The sequence below is a fragment of the Pseudomonas sp. S49 genome (assembly GCF_009866785.1).
Lineage (GTDB): Bacteria > Pseudomonadota > Gammaproteobacteria > Pseudomonadales > Pseudomonadaceae > Aquipseudomonas.
In genome coordinates, this window is record NZ_CP019432.1 from 3,584,971 (window position 1) to 3,605,834 (window position 20,864).

General features: G+C 59.2%; 18 protein-coding genes and 1 pseudogene. 11 read left to right on the top strand and 8 right to left on the bottom strand.

Translation table 11 applies throughout. From position 1 onward, the window contains the following. Positions 1 to 31 precede the first annotated feature (31 nt). From PspS49_RS15815 to PspS49_RS15840, 6 genes and pseudogenes are all read left to right on the top strand, one after another. Positions 32 to 241, top strand: a pseudogene (locus tag PspS49_RS15815) (hypothetical protein); the annotation flags it as partial. A gap of 278 nt (positions 242 to 519) precedes the next feature. Further along, a complete protein-coding gene (locus PspS49_RS29695) occupies positions 520 to 4,548 on the top strand; it encodes an Ig-like domain repeat protein (RefSeq protein ID WP_174245063.1) in 4,029 nt (1,342 codons plus the stop codon). A 662-nt stretch (positions 4,549 to 5,210) separates the two neighbouring features. Beyond that, positions 5,211 to 5,486, top strand: coding sequence for a DUF3077 domain-containing protein (locus PspS49_RS15825; protein ID WP_160040254.1), 276 nt, complete (start codon positions 5,211 to 5,213; stop codon positions 5,484 to 5,486). Beyond that, complete coding sequence (locus tag PspS49_RS15830) at positions 5,483 to 5,749, top strand: short-chain dehydrogenase (RefSeq protein WP_150775626.1); 267 nt, start codon at positions 5,483 to 5,485, stop codon at positions 5,747 to 5,749. Before PspS49_RS15825 ends, PspS49_RS15830 begins: the two co-directional genes overlap by 4 nt. A 217-nt stretch (positions 5,750 to 5,966) precedes the next feature. Then, positions 5,967 to 8,195 carry a TonB-dependent siderophore receptor gene (locus tag PspS49_RS15835; RefSeq protein ID WP_160040257.1) on the top strand — a complete coding sequence of 743 codons (2,229 nt, stop codon included), beginning with the start codon at positions 5,967 to 5,969 and terminating at the stop codon, positions 8,193 to 8,195. Positions 8,196 to 8,380: 185 nt separating this feature from the next. After that, on the top strand, positions 8,381 to 8,590 hold the full coding sequence (locus tag PspS49_RS15840; RefSeq protein ID WP_150649465.1) for a hypothetical protein: 210 nt from the start codon (positions 8,381 to 8,383) through the stop codon (positions 8,588 to 8,590). 352 nt (positions 8,591 to 8,942) lie between these two features. Here PspS49_RS15840 and PspS49_RS15845 read toward each other — a convergent pair whose 3' ends face one another. The 5 genes from PspS49_RS15845 to PspS49_RS15865 all read right to left on the bottom strand — a co-directional run bounded on the left by PspS49_RS15845 (position 8,943) and on the right by PspS49_RS15865 (position 12,455). After that, the gene (locus PspS49_RS15845; RefSeq protein ID WP_160040260.1) at positions 8,943 to 9,440 is read right to left on the bottom strand and encodes a GNAT family N-acetyltransferase; all 498 of its coding nucleotides are present in this window, start codon (positions 9,438 to 9,440) and stop codon (positions 8,943 to 8,945) included. A gap of 168 nt (positions 9,441 to 9,608) precedes the next feature. Beyond that, positions 9,609 to 10,190 (bottom strand): DinB family protein, encoded by a 582-nt coding sequence (locus PspS49_RS15850; RefSeq protein ID WP_160040263.1) that lies wholly within the window; start codon positions 10,188 to 10,190, stop codon positions 9,609 to 9,611. A gap of 17 nt (positions 10,191 to 10,207) precedes the next feature. Next, positions 10,208 to 11,323, bottom strand: a complete 1,116-nt coding sequence (gene zapE / locus PspS49_RS15855; RefSeq protein ID WP_160040266.1) for a cell division protein ZapE — start codon at positions 11,321 to 11,323, stop codon at positions 10,208 to 10,210. A 22-nt stretch (positions 11,324 to 11,345) separates the two neighbouring features. Beyond that, entirely contained in the window at positions 11,346 to 11,687 is a 342-nt protein-coding gene (locus PspS49_RS15860; RefSeq protein ID WP_127927907.1) for a nuclear transport factor 2 family protein, read from the bottom strand. A 51-nt stretch (positions 11,688 to 11,738) separates the two neighbouring features. After that, entirely contained in the window at positions 11,739 to 12,455 is a 717-nt protein-coding gene (locus tag PspS49_RS15865) for a YafY family protein (RefSeq protein ID WP_127927909.1), read from the bottom strand. 200 nt (positions 12,456 to 12,655) lie between these two features. Between PspS49_RS15865 and PspS49_RS15870 the strand changes: the two genes are divergently transcribed. Then, a complete protein-coding gene (locus PspS49_RS15870; RefSeq protein ID WP_160040269.1) occupies positions 12,656 to 13,708 on the top strand; it encodes an aldo/keto reductase in 1,053 nt (350 codons plus the stop codon). A 148-nt stretch (positions 13,709 to 13,856) separates the two neighbouring features. On the opposite strand, the gene speB is transcribed toward PspS49_RS15870, so the two are convergent. Together speB and PspS49_RS15880 are read right to left on the bottom strand one after the other, a co-directional pair. Continuing rightward, positions 13,857 to 14,816 (bottom strand): agmatinase, encoded by a 960-nt coding sequence (gene speB / locus PspS49_RS15875; RefSeq protein ID WP_127927913.1) that lies wholly within the window; start codon positions 14,814 to 14,816, stop codon positions 13,857 to 13,859. Positions 14,817 to 14,832: 16 nt separating this feature from the next. Beyond that, entirely contained in the window at positions 14,833 to 15,924 is a 1,092-nt protein-coding gene (locus tag PspS49_RS15880; protein WP_160040273.1) for a polyamine ABC transporter substrate-binding protein, read from the bottom strand. Positions 15,925 to 16,023: 99 nt separating this feature from the next. Here PspS49_RS15880 and PspS49_RS15885 point away from each other — a divergent pair, with 99 nt between their 5' ends. From PspS49_RS15885 to PspS49_RS15900, 4 genes are all read left to right on the top strand, one after another. After that, on the top strand, positions 16,024 to 16,917 hold the full coding sequence (locus tag PspS49_RS15885) for a LysR family transcriptional regulator (RefSeq protein ID WP_160040276.1): 894 nt from the start codon (positions 16,024 to 16,026) through the stop codon (positions 16,915 to 16,917). A gap of 217 nt (positions 16,918 to 17,134) precedes the next feature. Continuing rightward, the gene (locus tag PspS49_RS15890) at positions 17,135 to 18,601 is read left to right on the top strand and encodes a nucleobase:cation symporter-2 family protein (RefSeq protein ID WP_016982855.1); all 1,467 of its coding nucleotides are present in this window, start codon (positions 17,135 to 17,137) and stop codon (positions 18,599 to 18,601) included. A gap of 67 nt (positions 18,602 to 18,668) precedes the next feature. Beyond that, complete coding sequence (locus tag PspS49_RS15895; protein ID WP_150775633.1) at positions 18,669 to 19,142, top strand: LEA type 2 family protein; 474 nt, start codon at positions 18,669 to 18,671, stop codon at positions 19,140 to 19,142. A gap of 53 nt (positions 19,143 to 19,195) precedes the next feature. Further along, entirely contained in the window at positions 19,196 to 19,741 is a 546-nt protein-coding gene (locus PspS49_RS15900; protein ID WP_150775634.1) for a GNAT family N-acetyltransferase, read from the top strand. 135 nt (positions 19,742 to 19,876) lie between these two features. Here PspS49_RS15900 and PspS49_RS15905 read toward each other — a convergent pair whose 3' ends face one another. Further along, positions 19,877 to 20,800 carry a carbon-nitrogen hydrolase family protein gene (locus PspS49_RS15905; protein WP_102900964.1) on the bottom strand — a complete coding sequence of 308 codons (924 nt, stop codon included), beginning with the start codon at positions 20,798 to 20,800 and terminating at the stop codon, positions 19,877 to 19,879. Positions 20,801 to 20,864 lie beyond the last annotated feature (64 nt).

Genomic DNA, 20,864 nt, shown 5'->3' on the forward strand with positions numbered 1-20,864 from the left:
TCTGTGACCCGGATCGCTAACCTGCGTACAGCCGCCACCCCGTAAAACCCGCCGGATGTGCGCCGTCACCGCAGACTTCAAAAACGAGGAATTGCTGGCCGATGCCTGCGAAACCCTCGCCTCCGCCAGAACCATCGCCAATGACTTCCAGCGACGGACGCTTTCAGGGATCGCGCAACTGATCATACTGGGCGAACTGGCGGTGAATCGGGTGATGGATAATCTGGATTTACCCCAATAGCGCACCCCCACCGATGATCGTTCCCGCGCTCCCGCGTGGGAATGCCTCAACGGATGCTCCACGTTCGGCTCTGGATGGGGCACAGAGCGCACCGGGCTGCATTCCTTTGCTGCGCGTGGGAACGATCAATCTCTAAGGCTTTTTCAGCTGCGACTCGACCTCTCCCAAAATCACCATCCGTCGGATTCAAGCCTGCACCTGTCAGATCTGACAGGTGCGCAAACTAACTTTTAGCCGTTCAATCACTCCGTCACTTTCCGCCACGGAGTCCCCCTCCCATGTCCGCCAAAGACCAGCCTGACAACGCCCCACTGATCCTCAATGAACTCAAGATCCCCGGCCGTACCGGGCCAGTGTCCGAAACGCCCAAGGTCTGGGGCATCAACCGCGCCGCGGCGCTGGACAATTTTCCGCGTCAGGGTCTGTTGTGCCAGGCCGGGCCTTGGGCGCCGATGAATCGCCTCGACAAGCTGGTGATCTACAAGGACAAGACCCAGGAGATATTGCCAAAAACCGTTGATGAAAACGAAGTCGGCACCGAGCTGCAAATGTTCGTGGAGGCGCGGCATATCACCGAGGGCACATACACCTTGTCCTACAGCGTTACCCGGCAGGGCGGGACGGCCGAACATTCGCTAGAGATGCAGGTGCTGGTCAAGCTCACCCGCCCAGGTGGCGAGGATCATAGCGAAGAGCCGGGGCATCCGGATCTGGTCATGACCATCCCTGAGGAGATTCTCAAGGGGGGTATCGACGAGGATAACGTCGCCGCTGGCGTACTGATCACCATCGGCAACGCCGATGGCAAGCCACCCTATCCATTCGCCGCGGCCGGCGATGTGATCCGGGTTAGCTGGGGCGGCGTATTTGTACTCAGCGCCCCGTTGACCCAAGCGCAGGCTGATGGCACGGACTCAATCACCGTGAAGATCGAGGAAGGCAAAATCCGCAAGGCCGGCGACTCCGACGACTCGGGTCTGGCTGTGGTTTTCGAGGTTTACGATCTGGTCGACAATCGATCGTCGGACTGGAGTGTCGAACAACGGGTGTTGGTGGCAGTGGACACAACGCGCTTGGTCGCGCCATTGCTCAAGGAAGCGCTGAACAATGTGCTGGACGTCGACAAACTGGGCGACGCCGACGGCACAGCGCAGGTCTGGGTGTCAGGCTCCTCGTTCAAGGTCGGCGACATCCCCATCCTGACAATCAAGGGAACACCACAAGAAGGCCCGCCGGTTGATATTGAAGTGCCGGGGGAAGCCTTGGTCAGCGTGCCGACCACCCATGAAACCAAAATCGCCAATAGCCTCCTGCGCCAATTGGCAAAAAGCCAGATCGCCCTGTCCTATCGCCTGAAAAAGGCCGATGGCTCTGCTGATCTACGTGCCAAAACCCAGTTCATCCGCGCCATCGGCGAAGTTCAGCGGCTGGCCGCGCCGATCATGCTGGACGAGGACTCCGGGGCGCTGGACCCGACGCTGGCCCAGATACGCCTGGAGATTCCATTCGACAAATCCTTTGCCGAAGGTCAGGTCCTCAAGATATTCATGCTCGGCACCACGCCTGGTCTCAAACCTTACCTGCCTGACTTGCCTCTTCGCCCCATCACCCGCAACGACATCGTCGCAGCCAAACCGTTGTCGTACAGCATCGACGGCAAACACCTGGCCCCGGTCAACGGTGGCACGGCGGAGTTCTACTACCAGCAACTGATCGCGGACGCGGTACTCGCCACGCTGGACAAGTACGCCGCCACTCGCGCCATTCGCGAGTCGATCCACACCGACATCCTGCAAGTCGGCGAACCGCGCCTGGAACTGCCCGAACCGGTAGTGGCCGGCGTGGTCGACGGCGTCCTGCCTGCCGACACCGCCGGCACAACCCTGACCGTGCCGTACACCGAAACGGTCAAAGGCGATGAAGTCTTCATGTTCTGGATCGGCTCGATCACCGACGAATACCCCGATTCGATCAAGCTGAACGAATTCACCGCCGGTAAGCAAGTACCGTTCACCATCCCGGCCGAGGAGATCAAGGGCAATGAAGGCGGGACGGTGATCGCCAGGTACGAAATCAAACGTGCGGATGGGCGGACGAGTTATGCCGAACCGTTGGAGTTCAGTGTCGGGGTGGCGCTGGAAAACCCCTTGCCATTGCCACAGATGCCGGAAGCCACAGGCAATGGTGCCAGTGTGACCCTGGCGCCACTCGACGCCCAAGCGGGTGCCCGCGTGATCGTGGCCTACACCGGCATGAACGAAACACATAACATCAAACTGAGCATGGCGGGCACGCCCGGCGTCGGCTCACCGGACATCCCGGCCAAACCGGGCGTCGCCAGCGGCAGCGTCGAGTTCCTGATTCCCGCCACAGCCATCGCAGCCAACATCGGCAATGAAACCAAAACCTTCACACTCAGCTACGAAGTCACCGCAGGCCAGACAACTCCATCTTTGCCTTTGACCGTCAGCGTCACGCCGCTGCCTGCGACAGAGCTGGACAAAATCAGCATTGAACAAGCCGAGGGCACGGTGCTGGATCTGGCGAAGGTGACGTTGGGCGCAACGATTCTCGCTGGCGTCTGGGCGTTTATAGCCGCCAATCATCGGGTAGGACTGAACTTCAAAGGTACGAAGAGTAACGGCGATGCCTTCCATCACGTGGTATGGCCGTGGCCGTCTTCCTACGTTAATCAAAACTGGTTCAACAGCGGTCAATACACACATACGCTGGCGTACAACGCCATCAAGGACCTGGCGGATGGCAGTCGGCTGGAATTGCATTTCAAAGCGGCGTTGACGTTGAGTCGTGAGGAGGCTGAGGCGATTGATGCGCCGGTGAAGGTTTATACGATCAGGGCCCTCGATCTGAAAGAGCCTCGTATCAAGGAAGCCAGTGACGACAGTCTCGATCCATTCGCGGCCAGCGACACACTGACCGCTGTTATTCCGGCTTACACAAACATGATCGGGACCCAGGTCAGCGTGACCTGGAGCGGCACGCCCGGTGAGGGCAGCGCAACGGCCGGCCCCTTCGAGGTGAACGCGCAAGCAGACAAGGAAGTGGCGCTGCCGAACTCAGTGGTCGCGTTCAATCTAGGCAAACCGGTGAAAGTGACTTACACCGTCATCCGCAATGCCGTACCGCAGAATTCGGATGAATTGGATCTGACTGTGCTATCGATTACTGATGGCGATACGAATCTTCCGACGCCAGCCATCGACGGGGCGATAGGCGATGACCTGGAAGTGATGGAACTGGCGGAAGGTGCGCAACTAAGGATCGAAAAATGGCCGTTGCAGGCTTCGAATCAGTGTATTTGGCTGCGTTACGACGGAACTAACAAGAACGGTGACGCCGTAGAAAAAACCTTCTGGGCAGGAGAAGCGCATCAACAGGTAGAAGGGTTGGTAACGCCGGCACAGGTTGCCTGGTTAAGAGAACTCAAAGATGGACTGCCGCTGACGATTACCTTCAAATTGAATTTTGACAAGGTGGCCGATGCGAGTACAGCGGTCGGTTTTCCGGTCAGGACTTATACTGTCAAGGCTGTTGAGGATGTGAAACCGGAAATTACCCGGGTCGAAGATTCCAAGGGTACTGAAGTTCTGCCAGGGGGCGATACGTTGGACACCACAGTGACACTCATTGGCAGCGCCACCATGGGCCAGATGGTGGAGATCTTTGACTACGCCGACAGCAAGGGCGAAACCACCGCGCAACCCGGGACGGGTATCTGGACTCATACGCTAACGGGCTTGGTCGAGGGAAATCACAGTTATACGGCTAAAGCTCTGTATGGAAGCGAGCAAGTGTCGGCGCCCAGGACGGTGACCGTGATTAAAGCTGTATCGGGTGAAGACTTTGGAGATAGAAAGCACCTTTTTTCAAAACTCCATGAACCTTATGAGCTTCCCAGCGGAACAATTGCATTGATCTCAGGAGCAGTATCAGACTTAAATCCTGCCTCTATATGGCCAGCGATTTATCTAGTCCCTGGAAAAATTGAAGGCAGCGCGTTATATCTGTCCGCCAATTATAAAAACATCCTAAAATACGACTTCAAAGCAACTTACTCAGAAATAAGTTTCTGGTTTAATAATGTATATAATTATTCATTGCTTTATAAATTTATTGTTTATGACGCACAAGGAGTTGAATTAGAATCAAAATTACACAGTGCAGTTAAGGGGGTAACTCAAATAGTTTTCACAACACCTGGAATAAAGAGCCTAAAGATTGAAGCCGTGAATGGCGGCGATTTTGCAACAGGACTAGTGATAGACTCCTTCAAATTCAAAGAATGACTTGTTTACGCAGTTGATCGGCTCTCGGTTTCTTGATATTTCAATAGGGGCAAAACTTAGGAACGTTATCGTTATCAGGGACAGACCCTGAGGGATCCCCACAAATCTACTCCAAGATCTGTGCCTGATGATGCACCTCATCACGCAGAGCTTTCTCCAATGTTTCCCAGTCTCCGCTGCTTCCGCGAATTAAACGGGAATTAAACGGGGACAGACCACGTTATCTGCATTTCTGATCGAAGATCGCAGTCTTCAGTAACTCCTAAGCGATTCATTGTAGGAACTGCTGCAGGCTGCGATCTCTTTTGTCAGGAGGAGCCTGACAGATTGTCAAAGCCCGTAGCCTTTCCCCTACAACGAATCCCGCCAAACTCCGGCAGACTGCAGCGGTTGACTGCCCTGCCCTCACTCCCTATCCTCGCGCCTGTCACGACTCATTCGTGATCGGGTTTGACGGCTCGGACTTCCTTACTACGCGCATAGCCTTTCTCTGCTCGTGCACTTTTGTGCCCGCTCATTGCCTATGGTGACTGTGTGTGGGGCATCTTCGGATGCGCCGGGTTTGTGAGGACCGGTCCGTCAACCTGCGCACAGTTGCCACCCATTCGTTTGACGGCGATCAAGTGGCAGCTCTCTTTAACTCTGAAAGAGATACCTCACTTATGAAGCAAGCAAACACAGCCTCGACTCCCTGCGACCACATCGCTCACCACCCTTTCCGCGTCCGTCCCGACCTCTCGCTCCTCGACGCCCTCGAACACGCGGCCGTCTACCTCAACTGCGCCGAAGCCCTCGCTCACCAAGCCCCTAGCGTCGCTCGCCCGGATCACAGCAGCTCGCTGCGCTGGGCCAGCCAGCAAATGCTCGCCAACGCCCGCGCACTGGTCCTGGCTTCCATCGCCAGTCAGCACACCGCTCAGACCAGAGGTGACGTATGAAAGCGCACCTTTCGATGACCCACAACGAGGACAGCATTCCGGTGTTACTGGTCTCCACCGAAGCACCACTGGATGTCTTGCACGCTAGCGCGGCCAGTCGCTTTTTGGCGGTGACGCAGATGATGGAAAGTCTGGCCAGTCTGGATATCTCGTCCGCCAAAGGCGCCGATGTGCAGCAACTGGCCCATGCAGCGGCGATGTTGTTGCGTGATGGCTGTGACGTGATGGATGTGCTGGGCCGGCAGATTCGTTTGCGGGTCTGATATCGGCAAGATCAAAAGATCGCAGCCTTCGGCAGCACCTACACCGATCCCGGTAGAAGCTGCCGAAAGCTGCGATCTTTTACGTTTGAACCGTGGTCGAGCCAACCTCTGAAACACTTTCAAATAACAATATTTCTCGTTTGACACTAAATCCCCGCCCCACGCCTCGTCTTTGAACAAACGGATTTTTTCCCTCGAAGACAAGGAGTCGGCTGCGATGTTCGCGCCCATTACCCGTTCCATGACCCTCACCCTCGGTCTGTGCAGCGCTGCATTCAGCGCCGGTCTGCTGGCTGAAACCGAAGCCGAAAAGCCGCTGAAACCCAGCAACACAGCGCTGGAGCTGGCCGAGACCAACGTCAGTGCGCAAGGCTTGGGCACGACCACCGAAAACACCGAGTCCTACACCACCGGCGCGATGAGCACCGCTACTCGCCTGAACCTGTCGATCAAGGAAACCCCGCAATCGGTCTCGGTGATCACGCGTCAGCAGATGGATGATTTCAAGCTCGGTACATTGACCGAGGCCATGCGTCAGACCACGGGCATTGTGGTGCAGCATCTGGATTCGGATCGGGTCAGCTATTCGTCGCGCGGCTATGCGATCAACAACTTCCAGATCGACGGAATGCTCAATACCTTCGATCGCATGAAGTCCGATTCCGACACGATTATTTACGACCGTATCGAGGTAGTACGCGGTGCCACCGGGTTGACCACGGGGGCCGGTGATCCATCGGCGACCATCAACATGGTGCGCAAGCGCCCGACTACGCAGTGGCAGGCGCTGGCCGGGGTCAGTGGCGGCAGCTACGACAATTACTACAGCTACGTCGATGTCGGCGGGCCGTTGGCTTTCGACGGTCGTCTTCGCGGACGCACGGTGCTGGCCTATCGCGACAACCAGTCGATCAAAGACAAGTACGCGCTGCAACGGGAAGTCGGATATGGCGTGCTCGAGGCGGATCTGACCGATTCCACCGTGCTGGCGGTCGGTTACGACTATCAGAACAAGCATGTGCAAGGCTCGTCCTGGGGCACCGTGCCCTACTGGAATGCCGATGGCAGCAAGGCCGGTCTGGGACGTTCGACCAACATGGCGACGTCGTGGAGTTCCTGGCCGCTGCAGGACAAAACCGCGTTCGCTACTCTCGATCAGCAACTGGCCGGCGGCTGGCGCCTGAAAGCGGCGTACACCCACCGCGACAGCAATACCGACGGCAAGGTCTATTACGCTGGCACCGGATATCCCGAGCCCGACCGCAGCGGCATGAGCGCCTACACCTCGCACATGATCGGCACGCAGAAAATGCAGGCGTATGACTTCAATGTCTCCGGCCCCTACTCGCTGCTGGGCCGCGAGCACGAAATGATGTTCGGCTACGGAGAGGCCGAGCGCCGCTCGAACTCTCCGTACACCATCGCCAGCCCACGCCCCAGAGGTTACGGGACTATCCGCGACTGGAAATACATGGGCGATATCGCCAAATTCAGCGACACCGTCACCGATCTCACCGGCGCCAAGGACGATACCCGGCAGAAAGCCGGATACATCGCCACGCGCCTGAGCCTGACCGATGAACTGCACGCGGTGCTGGGCAGTCGCTACGGCAGCTGGCAAGCCTCCAGCACCACCAACAGCTACAACGCCAATCGACAGCTGACCAAAGTCGATTACACCAGCCAGAAACAGAATGACGTCTGGACGCCTTACGCCGGGCTGCTGTATGACCTGACCCCGGAATACACGGTGTACGTGAGTTACACCGACATCTTCAAACCCCAGGGCAATCGCGACAAGAATCGCAAGTACATCGACCCGGTGGTGGGTAAAAACTATGAGCTGGGCCTCAAGGGCAGTTTGCTCGAGGAACGCCTGAATCTGTCCACAGCGCTGTTCTGGAGCAAGCAGGATAATGTCGCTGAAGTGGACAATTCGGTGCCGGCGGATCCGGTTACCCGCGAACAGTTCTACAAGTCCGGTGGCAAGGGCAACAAGGTCAACGGCTTTGAAGCTGAAGTGTCCGGGGAAATTCTTCGTGGCTGGAACATGACTGCCGGATACACCTACACACACTCGGTCGACGGCGAAAGCGAGCGCACCAACACCAATCAGCCCATGAACCTGTTGCGTGTGTCCACCGCGTATCGTCTGCCGGGCGAATGGCAGGCGCTGACCGTGGGCGGCGCGGTGAACTGGCAAAGCGATATGTATGGCACCGCGCCCCGACCGGTTGGCCTCGGCACCGAAGAGACACGCATCAACCAGAGCGGCTACACCGTGGTCAACCTGATGTCGCGGTATGAGTTCGACAGGCACCTGTCAGCATCGCTGAACGTCAACAATCTGTTCGACAAGAAATATTACGACAACGTCGGCTTCTACGACGGCGTGTATTGGGGAGATCCGCGCACGCTAACGGTGAGTCTCGACTGGAAGCTCTGACCCGTCCCCCTCTGACGCGGTGCGCCTGGATCGATGGGCGCCGCGTCTGTCAGATATCGCTCTGCAACCTGCTGCAAAACCTACACTGAACGAGCGTTAACCCCGTGTTAATTCACACGGGAGAGACTCCTCTCGAGTTCTGATTCATGGATGAAACGGCTCCCACTTGTTCAGTAGGAGGCACCATGAAAATCGCTACCGTAATCCTTGCCGGGCTGTTTGCCCTGGGTTCTGCCAGCGTCTTCGCCGAAGGCGGCGCTGAGCGCATGCGGTATTACTACGACAACTTCCCGGTTCACCACGCCCAGAGCGCGCAGCAGAGCGACGCCAACGCGAAAGAAATTCGCGTTCCCGCCGACCAGACCGCGCAAGTGACCGAGTCCTATCGCGACTGAGATTGACCGAGCAACCGATGGACCTCCCGTGGCTCCGCTCTGGCCTGGGAGAAGACAGTTGGGCGCCCTGATTGGGGCGCCTTTTTTTTGTGGTCATTCTGTTGATTAATCAGGATTGGGTGTCCGGCTTTCGACTTGTGGTGAATTCGCCCCTCACCCCAGCCCTCTCCCGAGGGAGAGGGAGCTGTTTTGTGGTGTTTTCAGGATCGCCGTTTGCCTGTAGGCCGGTTTGGCGTTTGATTTGTGGGCTTTTCAAACCTGAGTGCGGCTCGATGTTTCAGGTCGGCGTACCTCGCCCAAACACCTCGGTCAGTCCCCTCTCCCTCCGGGAGAGGGTTAGGGTGAGGGGCTTTCAGGCTTGCAAATTCTTGATCCAGAACAGCATGCGCCCGTAATTCGGGTCGAACATGCCCGGCGCGAAGCCGAATTTGCCGTAAGCATTCTGCGCGACGGCGTTGCCTTCCAGCACTTCGAGGGTAATCTTGCAGCAGCCGCGCTGGCGGGCAATCTCTTCAACTTTCTGCAGCATTTTCTGGCTCAGACCGAGGCCACGAAACTGGCCCACCACCGCCACGTCGTGAACGTTGACCAGCGGTTTGCAGGCAAACGTGGAAAACCCTTCAAAGCAGTTCACCAGCCCCGCCGGCTCGCCACCGACAAAGGCCAGCACGCTGAACGCATGCGGTCGCCGGGCCAGTTCTTCAGGCAGACGACGCAGCAGATCAGAGTCAAGCGAATGACCGCCGCCCATAGGGTCTTCAGCATAATGATTGAGCACAATACCGATGGCCTCGGCGTGCGCTGGATTGCTGTAGCTGGCTTGAAGTACAAGAATCTCTGTGGAATCCATTTCCATCCCCGAACACACAAAAGCCCCATCACGCAAAGTGCGCACTGAAAGGCTGTCTGACCTTAGCGCGGGGATGATCCGGCGGGCAACCCGCAAGATCGCAGCCTTCGGCAGCTCCTGCAGGTAATCAGATGCAGGAGCTGCCGAAGGTTGCGATCCTTTGCTTGGTCAATGCCCCCAGATCAGTTCCTCGGTCCAGCCGAGTTCGGCGAAATCTTCGGCACGCAGAGCACTTTCGCCGACACAGAAGAACTCATCCAGTTGCGGCGGTTTCACCGACGTGTCGCTGAGCATCGCGTGCACCTGGCCGCGGTGATGAAGCTGATGCTCGAACAGGTGCGAAAGCATGCGCAAACGGCTGTCGTGCTGCGGCGCGTCGCGGGCGATAGTGACGACTCGGCCCAGATCGGCATCGCGCAGTTGCTCGCAATAGGCGATCAGGCGCCGATCAACGTGCGCCTGCTCTTCGCGCAGTGGTGGGCCGTCGGTAAATGGCTCATCCGCATTGAAAAACACATAGCAGTCGGGATGCGGCTCGTCCCCGCGCAACTCGCGTTCCAATGCATCGACGTAGAACCAGTCGCAGGTGAGGATGTGATTGAGGGTCAGACGAATGCTCGGGAAAAAACTCACCCGGGGCGCGGCCAGCTCTGCCGCTTCGAGCTGGCTCCAGGCCTTGGCCAGACGATGATTGGCCCAGGCATTCTGGTAAGCCATCGTCAGCAGATGATGGGAAAGCGGTTGGCTCATGTCGGCGCCCTCTTCACTCAAGCTTCGGCAAAGCGCTGCAGCTGCATCTCCTGCAAGCGACTGAGGGTCCGGCGGAACGGGAATTCCAGATAACCCTCGGTGTACAGCGCATCCATTGGCACTTGCGCCTCGATGTACAGCGGCACCTTGCGGTCATAGCACTCGTCGACCAGCGCAATGAAACGTCGCACGCCGTCGTCGTGGACCGACAGTTGCGGCAACTCGCGGTCACCCGCCACCACTCGCTGCGCGCCGTCTTCGGTGCCACGCGCGATGCGCCCCTCGCGTTTCTGTGCGCTGAGATTGGGTACTTCGCTCAACAGAATAGCCGTGTAACGGTCGCACAGTGCGATGAAATCCATGGCGGCGAACGGTTGCTCGCAGAGATCCGCATAGCGACACCACAACACCGTTTCACTGGCCTGCACCACGTTCAACTGGCGATGCCCGACCGACACCGGTTCGCGGCTGGCCGGTTGCCCGGCGGTCAAAGCCTGAAACACTTCGTCCAGCGCACTGAGCGAGGACGTGGCCACAAAATAACGTTGCAGACCTGCGCCCGGATGCAGTCGATGATCCTCGGCACCATTCACCGCGACCACCTGCATATGCGCCTTGATCGCGGCAATCGCCGGGACAAAACGGTCGCGGTTGAAGCCGTCGGCGTACAGATCATCCGGCGGCAGATTGGACGTGCACACGATCACCACGCCTTCGTCGAACATCACCTGAAACAGCCGACCAAGAATGATCGCGTCACCGATGTCGTTGACGAACAGCTCATCGAAGCACAGCACCCGCACCTCCGCCGCCAGCTCTTTGGCCAGCACGCGCAACGGATCGGCAATCCCGGTCAACTGGAACGAGCGCTGATGCACCCAGCCCATGAAGTGATGAAAGTGTTGGCGTCGCGCCGGCACCCGCAGGCTCTGATAGAACTGATCCATCAGCCAGGTCTTGCCGCGCCCGACCGGCCCCCACAGATAAACGCCGGTGACCGAACGGGCACCGGCGTGCAGGGCTTCGTGGCATTTTTGCAGCGCCCAGACCGCGTGTTCCTGGGCTTCATCCTGGATGAAGCCCTTGTGTTGAACGGCGTGTTGCCAGGCGCTGAGGGGGGAGTCGAAAGTCATGCGCGGCAGTATGCCACGATGCTTACAGGGAAATATCCAGGCGGGCGATTTTGCCCTGCTCGTTCAAGCGGAACGTATAACGCAGCTGGGCCGGGCTGCCGGGAAATGTCCCGGAAATCAGTCCGTGCACCAGCACTTTGCCGGTGCGTTGCTGGACCTCCAGCACTTCGACCCGAGGCTGATAGCGTTGCCCGGTGTCTTGCATCCATTGTGCAATGGCGTGCGGGCCGACCTGATGCTGGCCCTCGTCGAACACGTTGGCATCCTCGGCAAAAAAACTGGCGACCCGCGAGGTGTCACGTGCGTTGGCCGCATCGATATACGCAGCGATGGCCGGGGCCAGTGTAGAGGCGGGATGAGACATGATTGCAGCTCCTTTTGTGTGGTTCTGCCGTCATCGTAAAGCAGCGTTGCGTCAGTTTTTGTCAGGAGTGAATCGCCCGCTTTCATCCAGTTGCATCTGCTCGCGCCAGGTGCGCAACCAGTCGCTGCGGCGCCCCGGATAACCATCACCCTGACGCCTGGCGGCGCTGATCCGGTCTGTGCGAAATGTACGGTAGGCGCCGCGCAATTCGCACCACGCAACAATGATCCGCACCTCATTGAGAAAGCCCAGCGCCAATGGCCAGATCAGCCGCTGACTGGGCACCTGTTGCGCGTCGGCGTAATCGATGTGCAGTTTGGCCTGGTCGCGGATGGCGTGGCGGAACACGTTCAACGGCACGGCGTTTTGCGGAAAACCATAGCCCGGCGGCCCCGGCATCACCGTGGGATTACGCAGCGCTTCCTGGGCCTGCGGATCGAGTACGGCGGCAATTTTCGCCAGCGCATCCGCCGCCGCTTTACCGAGGACTTCGTCACCGCGCTGATCGACGTAGCGCAAACCGAGGACGATGGCTTCGGTCTCTTCGGCGTTGAGCATCAGCGGCGGCAGAAACAGGCCGCTGCGCAACACATAACCGATCCCCGCCTCGCCATGGATCGGCGCGCCGAGGGCGGTCAGTTCAGCGATATCGCGATAGAGCGTACGCTCGGACACTTCCAGCTCGGCGGCGAGGATTGCCGCCGTGACCGGGCGTTTCTTGCCGCGCAGCACTTGCAGCAAAGTCAAAAGACGAGTGGTACGCGACACGATGGCCAGGCTCAGCAGGGAAAGTGCTCGCAGCTTAGCAGAGGCTGGTGTCAGAAAATGGCAGGAGCGTGGCGAGGCTGATGTGCTGGTTTTACCGTTGAGCGGCAAGCGTCTTGACAGTGAATATTATCGACATCATATTGACCAAATATTTCGAACGTAATTTTTACAACTGATGAATTTCCACCGAGGGCGTTGCCATGCATTACAAGGTTTTTGGTCGCAAAACCGGTCTGCGTGTTTCTGAACTGGCGCTGGGCGCCGGCAATTTCGGCACCGGTTGGGGCCACGGCGCCGAACGTGACGAAGCCAAGCGCATCTTTGATGGCTTCCTCGATGCCGGCGGCAATTTCATTGATACCGCCAATGGTTATCAGGGCGGACAGTCGGAATCGATGCTCAGTGAATTCATTGCCCCGGAGCGCGATCGCCTGGTGATCGCCACCAAATACAGCATGGGCACGACCCCGGCCGACGGCATTTCCCACACCGGCAACAGCCGGAAAAACATGGTTCGCGCGGTAGAAGAAAGCCTTAAACGCTTGAACACCGATCACATTGATCTGTTCTGGGCGCACGTGACCGATGGCGTGACGCCGATGGAAGAAATTCTCCGCGGTTTTGATGATCTGGTGCGCGCGGGCAAAATCCACTATGCCGGTTTGTCGAACTTCCCGGCGTGGCGCGTTTCCCGCGCTGACGTGTTGGCGGAGCTGCGCGGCTTTGCGCCGATAGTCGCGATTCAGGTCGAATACAGCCTCGCTGAACGCAGCGCCGAGCGCGAGTTGCTGCCAATGGCCGAAGCACTTGGACTGGCGGCAACCCTGTGGTCACCCTTGGCGGGTGGGTTCCTCACGGGCAAATATCGCGGCGGCGATGACAATAACCGTGCGAGCAAACTCGGCATGCTGGTGCACGCGGAAAAAAGCGCCCGCGAAACCGCCCTGCTCGATACGTTGCTGGCGGTGGCCGCAGAAATCGGCGCCAGTCCGACCCACGTCGCCATCGCCTGGTTACGCGAAAAAGCCCGGCGTTCGACGACTGCGCTGATCCCGATCCTCGGCTCGCGCACCCGCGAACAACTGGACGCCACCCTTGGCGCACTCGACGTGCAACTGAACGAACAACACATGGCGCGGCTTGAAGACAGCAGTGCCGTGCCGGCGGGTGTACCGCACGAGACGATTACCAGTGCCGCGCCTCGCTTTACCGGTCCGCAAACGTTGGACCTGCCGATCATCCCGGTAGCCTGACCCGCCTCGCGTCGCCACGGGATAATCGTTCCCACGCTCCCGCGTGGGAATGCCTCAACGGACGCTCCGCGTTCGGCCCTAGAGGGGACGCGGAGCGTCCCAGGCTGCATTCCCACGCAGAGCGTGGGAACGATCATTGGCGGCCGGTTTAGCGATCGACCTTGTGTCGGGCGGCGTAGAGGCAGAGCATTTCCATCGCCAGTGTCGCGGCGGCCAATGAGGTGACCTCGGCGTGGTCGTAGGCCGGGGCGACTTCCACCACGTCCATCCCGACCAGATTGATCCCACGCAAACCACCGAGAATTTCCAGCGCTTGTACGGTGCTCAAACCGCCGCAGACAGGCGTTCCGGTTCCGGGTGCAAACGCCGGATCCAGGCAATCAATGTCGAACGTCAGATACACCGGATTATCACCCACCCGCGCGCGAATCGCTTCGACAATCGCCTCACAGCCCCGCCGATGGACCTGCCGCGCATCCAGCACCTGGAAACCCATGTGATCGTCATTGGTGGTGCGCAAACCGATCTGCACCGAGCGCGCCGGATCAACCAGCCCTTCGCGAGCGGCGTGCCAGAACATCGTGCCATGGTCGACCCGCTTGCCCTCCTCGTCCGGCCAGGTGTCGCTGTGCGCATCGAAGTGGATCAGCGACAGCGTGCCGTGCTTGCGTGCATGCGCTTTCAGCAATGGGTAGCTGATGAAGTGATCACCGCCAAACGTCAGCATCGCGCTGCCGGCGTTGAGAATCTGCTCGGCGTGGGCTTCGATGCTTTCCGGGATGCTGTGGGGTGAGCCGTAATCGAAGTCGCAGTCGCCGTAATCGATAACCGCCAAATGCTCGAACGGGTCGAACGTCCACGGCCAGTGGCGTTCCCAGGCGATCCCGGTGGAAGCCGCACGAATCCCCCGTGGCCCGAAACGAGCGCCGGGGCGGTTGCTGGTAGCGGTGTCGAACGGCACGCCGCTGACCGCGACATCGACGCCGCGCAAGTCACGGCTGTAGCGCCGGCGCATGAAACTGGTGATGCCGGCGTAGGTACTTTCGGCGGCAGTGCCATAAAGGCTGTCACGGGTCATGGCTTGATCGTTCTGCATGGGCACATCCATCGTGGTGCTCCTGTTGTTATTGATGGCTACGGAAAGTGGTCCACAGACGCGTGCGCTGACGCATGTCCTTGAGGCTCATGCTGCGGTCGGCGTAGAGCCGCGCACGCACGTCGCTCGGCGGATAGATGTCGGGATCGTTGCGCACCGCCTCGTCCACCAATGGCGTGGCGGCCTGGTTGGCGGTGGCAAAGAACAAGGTATTGGTCAGTTCGGCCACCGAGTCGGGGCGCAGCATGAACTCGATGAACGCCCGCGCGGCCTCGGGGTGCGGCGCGTCTTTGGGGATGGCCAGATTGTCCTGCCATACCAGCGTGCCTTCCTTGGGAATGCGGTACGCCACTTCGAACGCTTTATTGGCTTTGCGCGCCTGATCTGCGGCCATGCTCGCGTCGCCGTTGTAGGTCAGCGCGAGGCACACGTTGCCGCTGGCCAGATCATTGATCTGCCGGCCGGTGGCGACGTAGAGCACCGATGGCTGGAGGTTCTGCAACAACGCCTCGGCGGCGGCCAGGTCGTTTTTGTCGGTGCTGTAGGGATCCTTGCCCAAATAATGCAGGGCCAGACCGATGACTTCTTGCGGCGAATCGAGAATGGCGATGCCGCAGTCCTTGAGCTTGCTGGCGTTCTGCGGTTTGAACAGCAGGTCGAGGCTGTTCAGCGGCACATCAGGCAGACGCTGCTTCACCGCCTCGACATTCATGCCCAGCCCCAACGTGCCCCAGGTGTACGGCACGCCATAGCGATTGCCGGGGTCGACCGCGGCCATTTTTTCCAGTAAATCCGGATCAAGATTGGCGTAACCCTTGAGGCCCTCGTGAGGGATTTCTTTCAAGGCGCCGGCCGCCAGCCCCCGCGCCAGCACGCTGGACGACGGCACCACCACGTCATACCCGCTGCCGCCAGTGAGCAACTTGGTTTCCAGCACCTCGGAGGTGTCGAACGTGTCATAACGCACATGAATGCCGGTTTTCTGCTCGAACCGTTGCAGGGTTGACGGCGGCACGTAGTCGGCCCAGCTGTAGAGATTGAGGGTCTTGTCCTCGGCCTGAGCCTGAACAGCCACGGACAACAGCAGCACGGGGAAACACAGCTTGAACACGGGAGCCATGACGAACACCTGACCGGAGGAAGTGGTTGCAGGATGCGCCGTCGGATACATTAGAAAAATAGCCGAATAATCATCCTGACTTTACGCCGGAGTAATGTGATGTTGGGTCAACTGCACGATGTCGATTTGCAACTGCTGCGCCTGTTTGTGCGAGTGGTCGAGTGTGGCGGCTTCAGCGCTGCCCAGGGTGATCTGGGCCTGAGCCAGTCGAGCATCAGCCAGCAAATGGCCAAACTGGAAACCCGCCTCGGCTACCGTTTGTGCAGCCGTGGCAAGGCTGGCTTCAGCGTTACGCCCAAGGGCGAGCAGTTGCTGATCGCGGTGCGCACGTTGTTTGAATCGATCGAAACCTTCCGCCATCAATCCAACGGCGTCGCCGGACGCTTGATCGGCGAAGTGCGCCTGGGGATTTCCGAGTCGGTCGATCAATCGGTGCTGCAAAGGGTAGCTGCGGCGATCCGACGTTTTCGCGAGCGCGATGAGTCGGTGCGTATCGAGCTGATCAGTGCCATACCCGGCGAAATGGAACGGCTGCTGCTGCAACAGCGGCTGGATCTGGCCATCGGTTATTTCTCGCAAGTGCAAAGTGCCTTCGACTATCAGCAGTTGTTCAGCGAAACCCAGCATTTGTACTGCGCCGCCGGCCATCCATTGTTTAACGACGAGACGCCCAGCGACGCCGCGTTGCAGGCCTGCGACCGGGTCGATCACCCCTATCGTTTTTTCCGCAGTGACGAGCCGTTTCAGGGCAAGCTCTGCTCGGCGCGATCGGAGCAGGTCGAAGGCACGCTGACGTTTATTCTCTCCGGCAAACATGTCGGCTATTTGCCGGATCACTATGCGCGGAGCTGGCAGGAAAAGGGGTTGCTGCGGCCAATTCGTGAGGGCGAGTTGAGTTTCGAAGTAGCCTTTCATCTGGCCCGGCATCGGGCGCAGGTGCCGGGGGATGCGCAAAAAGCCTTCGAGGAAGATCTGCTCGCGGCCTTCTCCTGATACATCTCCCTGTAGGAGCTGCCGCAGGCTGCGATCTTTTGATCTTAAAAGATCGCAGCCTCGTTTCACTCGACAGCTCCTACACGGGCGTTTGCCGATAGCGACCAATAAAACCTGACCTTTCAGGCAGTTATTGCTCGTTGCCCTCGCCGCCCTCTTCCGGCATCCTGCGCCTCCATTTTCTGACCCGGCCCCGCCTTGCGGCGCGCAAAACACCATGACCGCCTCTGAAAAAGCCCCGCGCAACAACGACCTGATCTACGGCCTCAACGACCGCCCGCACCTGACTGCCACCGTGTTTGCCGCACTGCAACACGTGCTGGCCAGCTTCGTCGGTATCATCACCCCGACCCTGATCATGGGCGGCGCCCTCGGTCTGCAAAGTGAAATTCCTTACCTGATCAGCATGGCGCTGTTCGTCTCCGGCCTCGGTACTTTCGTCCAGGCCAAGCGCTTCGGCCCGGTCGGTTCGGGATTGTTGTGCCTGCAAGGCACCAGTTTTTCCTTTATCAGCGTGATTCTCAGCGCCGGTTTCATGGTCAAGGCGCGCGGTGGCGGCACCGATGAAATCCTCTCGACGATCTTCGGCGTGTGCTTTTTCGCCGCCTTCATCGAAGTGGTGCTGAGCCAGTTCATCGGCAAACTGCGCATGCTGATCACCCCGGTGGTCACCGGTACGATCATCACGCTGATGGGCCTGTCGCTGATCAAAGTGGCGATGACGGACATCGCCGGCGGTTTCGGCGCGCCTGATCTGGGTGCGGCCAGCCACATTTTCCTCGCAGCGCTGGTGATCGGCACCATCGTCGTGTTGAACCGCGTCGACGTACCGTTCCTGCGCCTGGGCGCGATCGTCATCGGTCTGACCCTCGGTTACGTGGTCGCGTGGCTGATGGGCACGGTGGATTTCGCCTCCATGCCTGAAGTGCCGCTGGTCAGCGTGCCGGTGCCGTTCAAGTACGGCTTCAACTTCGACTGGGTGGCGTTCGTGCCGGTGGCAGTGATTTTCCTCGTGTCGCCGCTGGAAGCTGCCGGTGATCTGACGGCCAACTCGATGATCTCGCGGCAACCGGTCAAAGGCCCGCTGTACATCCGCCGAATCAAATCCGGCCTGCTCGCCGACGGCCTCAACTCGGCCATGGCGGCGGTGTTCAACAGCATGCCGATGGTGACCTTCGCGCAGAACAACGGCGTGATTCAACTCACCGGTGTGGCCAGCCGCTACGTCGCCTTCTTCATCGCCGGTTTGCTGGTGTTGCTCGGGCTGTTCCCGATGATCGGCGCGGTGCTGCAGTTGATGCCGAAACCGGTACTCGGCGGCGCTGAACTGGTGATGTTCGGCACCGTCGCGGTGGCCGGGATCAAGATCCTCGCCGAAGCAGGTCTGCATCGGCGCAACATGCTGATCGTGGCGATTTCGCTGGGTATGGGCCTGGGCATCGCCGCTGTGCCGGAAGTTCTGCGCGAGCTGCCGCAAGCGCTGCGCAACATCTTCGAATCGCCGATCACCGTCGGCGCGTTGTGCGCTATCGTGCTGAATATCTTCCTGCCAGAAGAATTCATCGAGCTGGAAGAAGACGATTTCGACCCGGAAGCCTCGATTCTTCAGGTCATGGAAAATCCGGACATGCCGGCCAAAGGTGAACCTGCCCCAGCGGCGGCTGTCGCACAGTTGAACCGCTAACGTCTGGCCTTTGATAGAAAGGGCTGAGCCGGTGACGGTTCAGCCCTTTTTTGTTGAGAGACCGTTTATGCGCCGCTTCCAAGCCGTCATTCTGTCACTGCTTCTGCTGTCCCTCAGCGCCTGTGCGCTGTTCCCCAACCGAGACCCGGTGAACATCAACGTGGTCGGCCTGGAGCCGTTGCCAAGCCAGGATCTGGAAGTGCGTTTCGCCATCAAGATTCGCGTGCAAAACCCTAATGAAACGGCCATCGACTACAACGGCATCGCTTTGGATCTTGAAGTCAACGGCCATTCACTGGCCTCGGGTGTCAGCGATCAGAGCGGTTCAATCCCAAGGTTTTCCGAGGCCATTGTTAGCGTTCCGGTCAGCATCTCGGCGTTTTCGGTATTACGCCAGACGCTGGGCCTGAGTCAGACGCAAACCCTCGATAACCTGCCCTATGTGCTGCGCGGCAAGCTTGCCGGCGGTCTGTTTGGCACCATGCGTTTTGTCGACAGCGGCAAGCTCAGCCTGCCCAAGGCCAGTGCCGCAACCTGGTAAAAATGCGCTAGCCTGCCTCGTTCCTTAAAGACACTTATGGAGGCTGCAGGTTTATGGAAGACATACCGACGCTGTACACCGAACGACTGATCCTGCGCCCATTGCAACTGGCCGATGCCGAAGCCGTGCAGCGCGAATTTCCGCATTGGGACGTGGTGCGTTATCTGAACGCAGCCGTGCCATGGCCGTATCCGGAGGACGGTGCCCTCGCCTATCTGCGCGACGTTGCCTTGCCAGCGGTTGCGGCGGGCAAGGAATGGCCGTGGACGATTCGCCTGAAATCGGCACCGGAACTGTTGATCGGCAAGATCAGCCTGATGGATCAAGCGGACAACCACCGCGGCTTCTGGCTGGCACCGGCGTGGCAAGGTCAGGGTTTGATGACGGAAGCCTGCGCGGTGGTGACCGATTACTGGTTCAACGTTCTGCAACGCCCAGTGATGCGCGTGCCGAAAGCGGCGCCGAACATTGGCTCGCGCAAGCTCTCGGAGCGCGCGGGGATGCGCTTGATCCGAACCGATGAAGGCGATTTCGTCGGTGGGCGTTTCCCTCGGGAGCTGTGGGAAATCACCCGTGAAGAATGGCAGCAGCGCCACTGACTTCCAGACACACCACCGATCCATTGTAGGAGTGAGCCTGCTCGCGATAGCGGTCTGCCAGACACCATAATCGTTAACTGACAGATTGCTATCGCGAGCAGGCTCACTCCTACAGGTTTTGTGTCAGCCAGTGGGTTAAGTGTTGAAGCGCACACCCGGTTTGGCCCGCTCATCCACACTCAGTTCAAACACATCCGGCCGCGCATAGTGGCCGACTACATCGTAGTCATAGCGCGCCCGCACCAGCTCATCGGTGTCGATCTCAGCAGTGAGCAACCCCGCCTCGCCGCGCAACGGCCCCGCCAGCACATCCCCCATCGGCCCGACAATCACGCTGCCACCGGCAATCAACGGCCGATCCGCCGGCCAATTGGCGACTTCAACGCCCAACGCCTGAGGCGAAGCCTGCACCTGACACGCACTGACCACAAAGCAACGGCCCTCATGGGCGATATGACGCATGCTGACCTGCCACATCTCGCGCTCATCGACGGTCGGCGCGCACCAGACTTCAATGCCCTTGGCGTACATCGCCGTGCGCAGCAGCGGCATCATGTTTTCCCAGCACACCACCGCGCCGAGCTTGCCGACCTGGGTGTCAAACACCGGCAAGGTCGAGCCATCACCCTTGCCCCAGATCAGCCGTTCGGTGCCGGTCGGCATCAGTTTGCGGTGTTTGCCGACAAGCCCGCCCTGCGGGTCGAAATACAGCGCTGTGCAATACAACGTGCTGCCACCGCGTTCGATCACACCGATTACCAGGTTTGCCCCGGTTCGCGCCGACATTGCCGCCAGCGCTTGCGTTTCCGCGCCCGGCACATCGATCGCGTTGGCGAAGTATCGGGCATAGGCTTCGCGCCCTTCTGGCAGGCGATAACCCAGTTGCGTACCGAAACCCTCGCCTTTCGGATAACCGCCCAGCAGTGCTTCCGGCATCACCACCAGCGCAGCGCCGGATTCGATGATCGCGCCTTCCCAACTGAGAATCTGTTCCAGAGTCGCGTCTTTGCCTTCGGGCAAGGCGCCGATTTGCAGCGCAGCAACGATTGATTTGGCCATCGCGGTAACTCCATCAGGTTCAGTGGTTGCCGATTCTGCGGCGCCACGCGATCATGAATAAAGC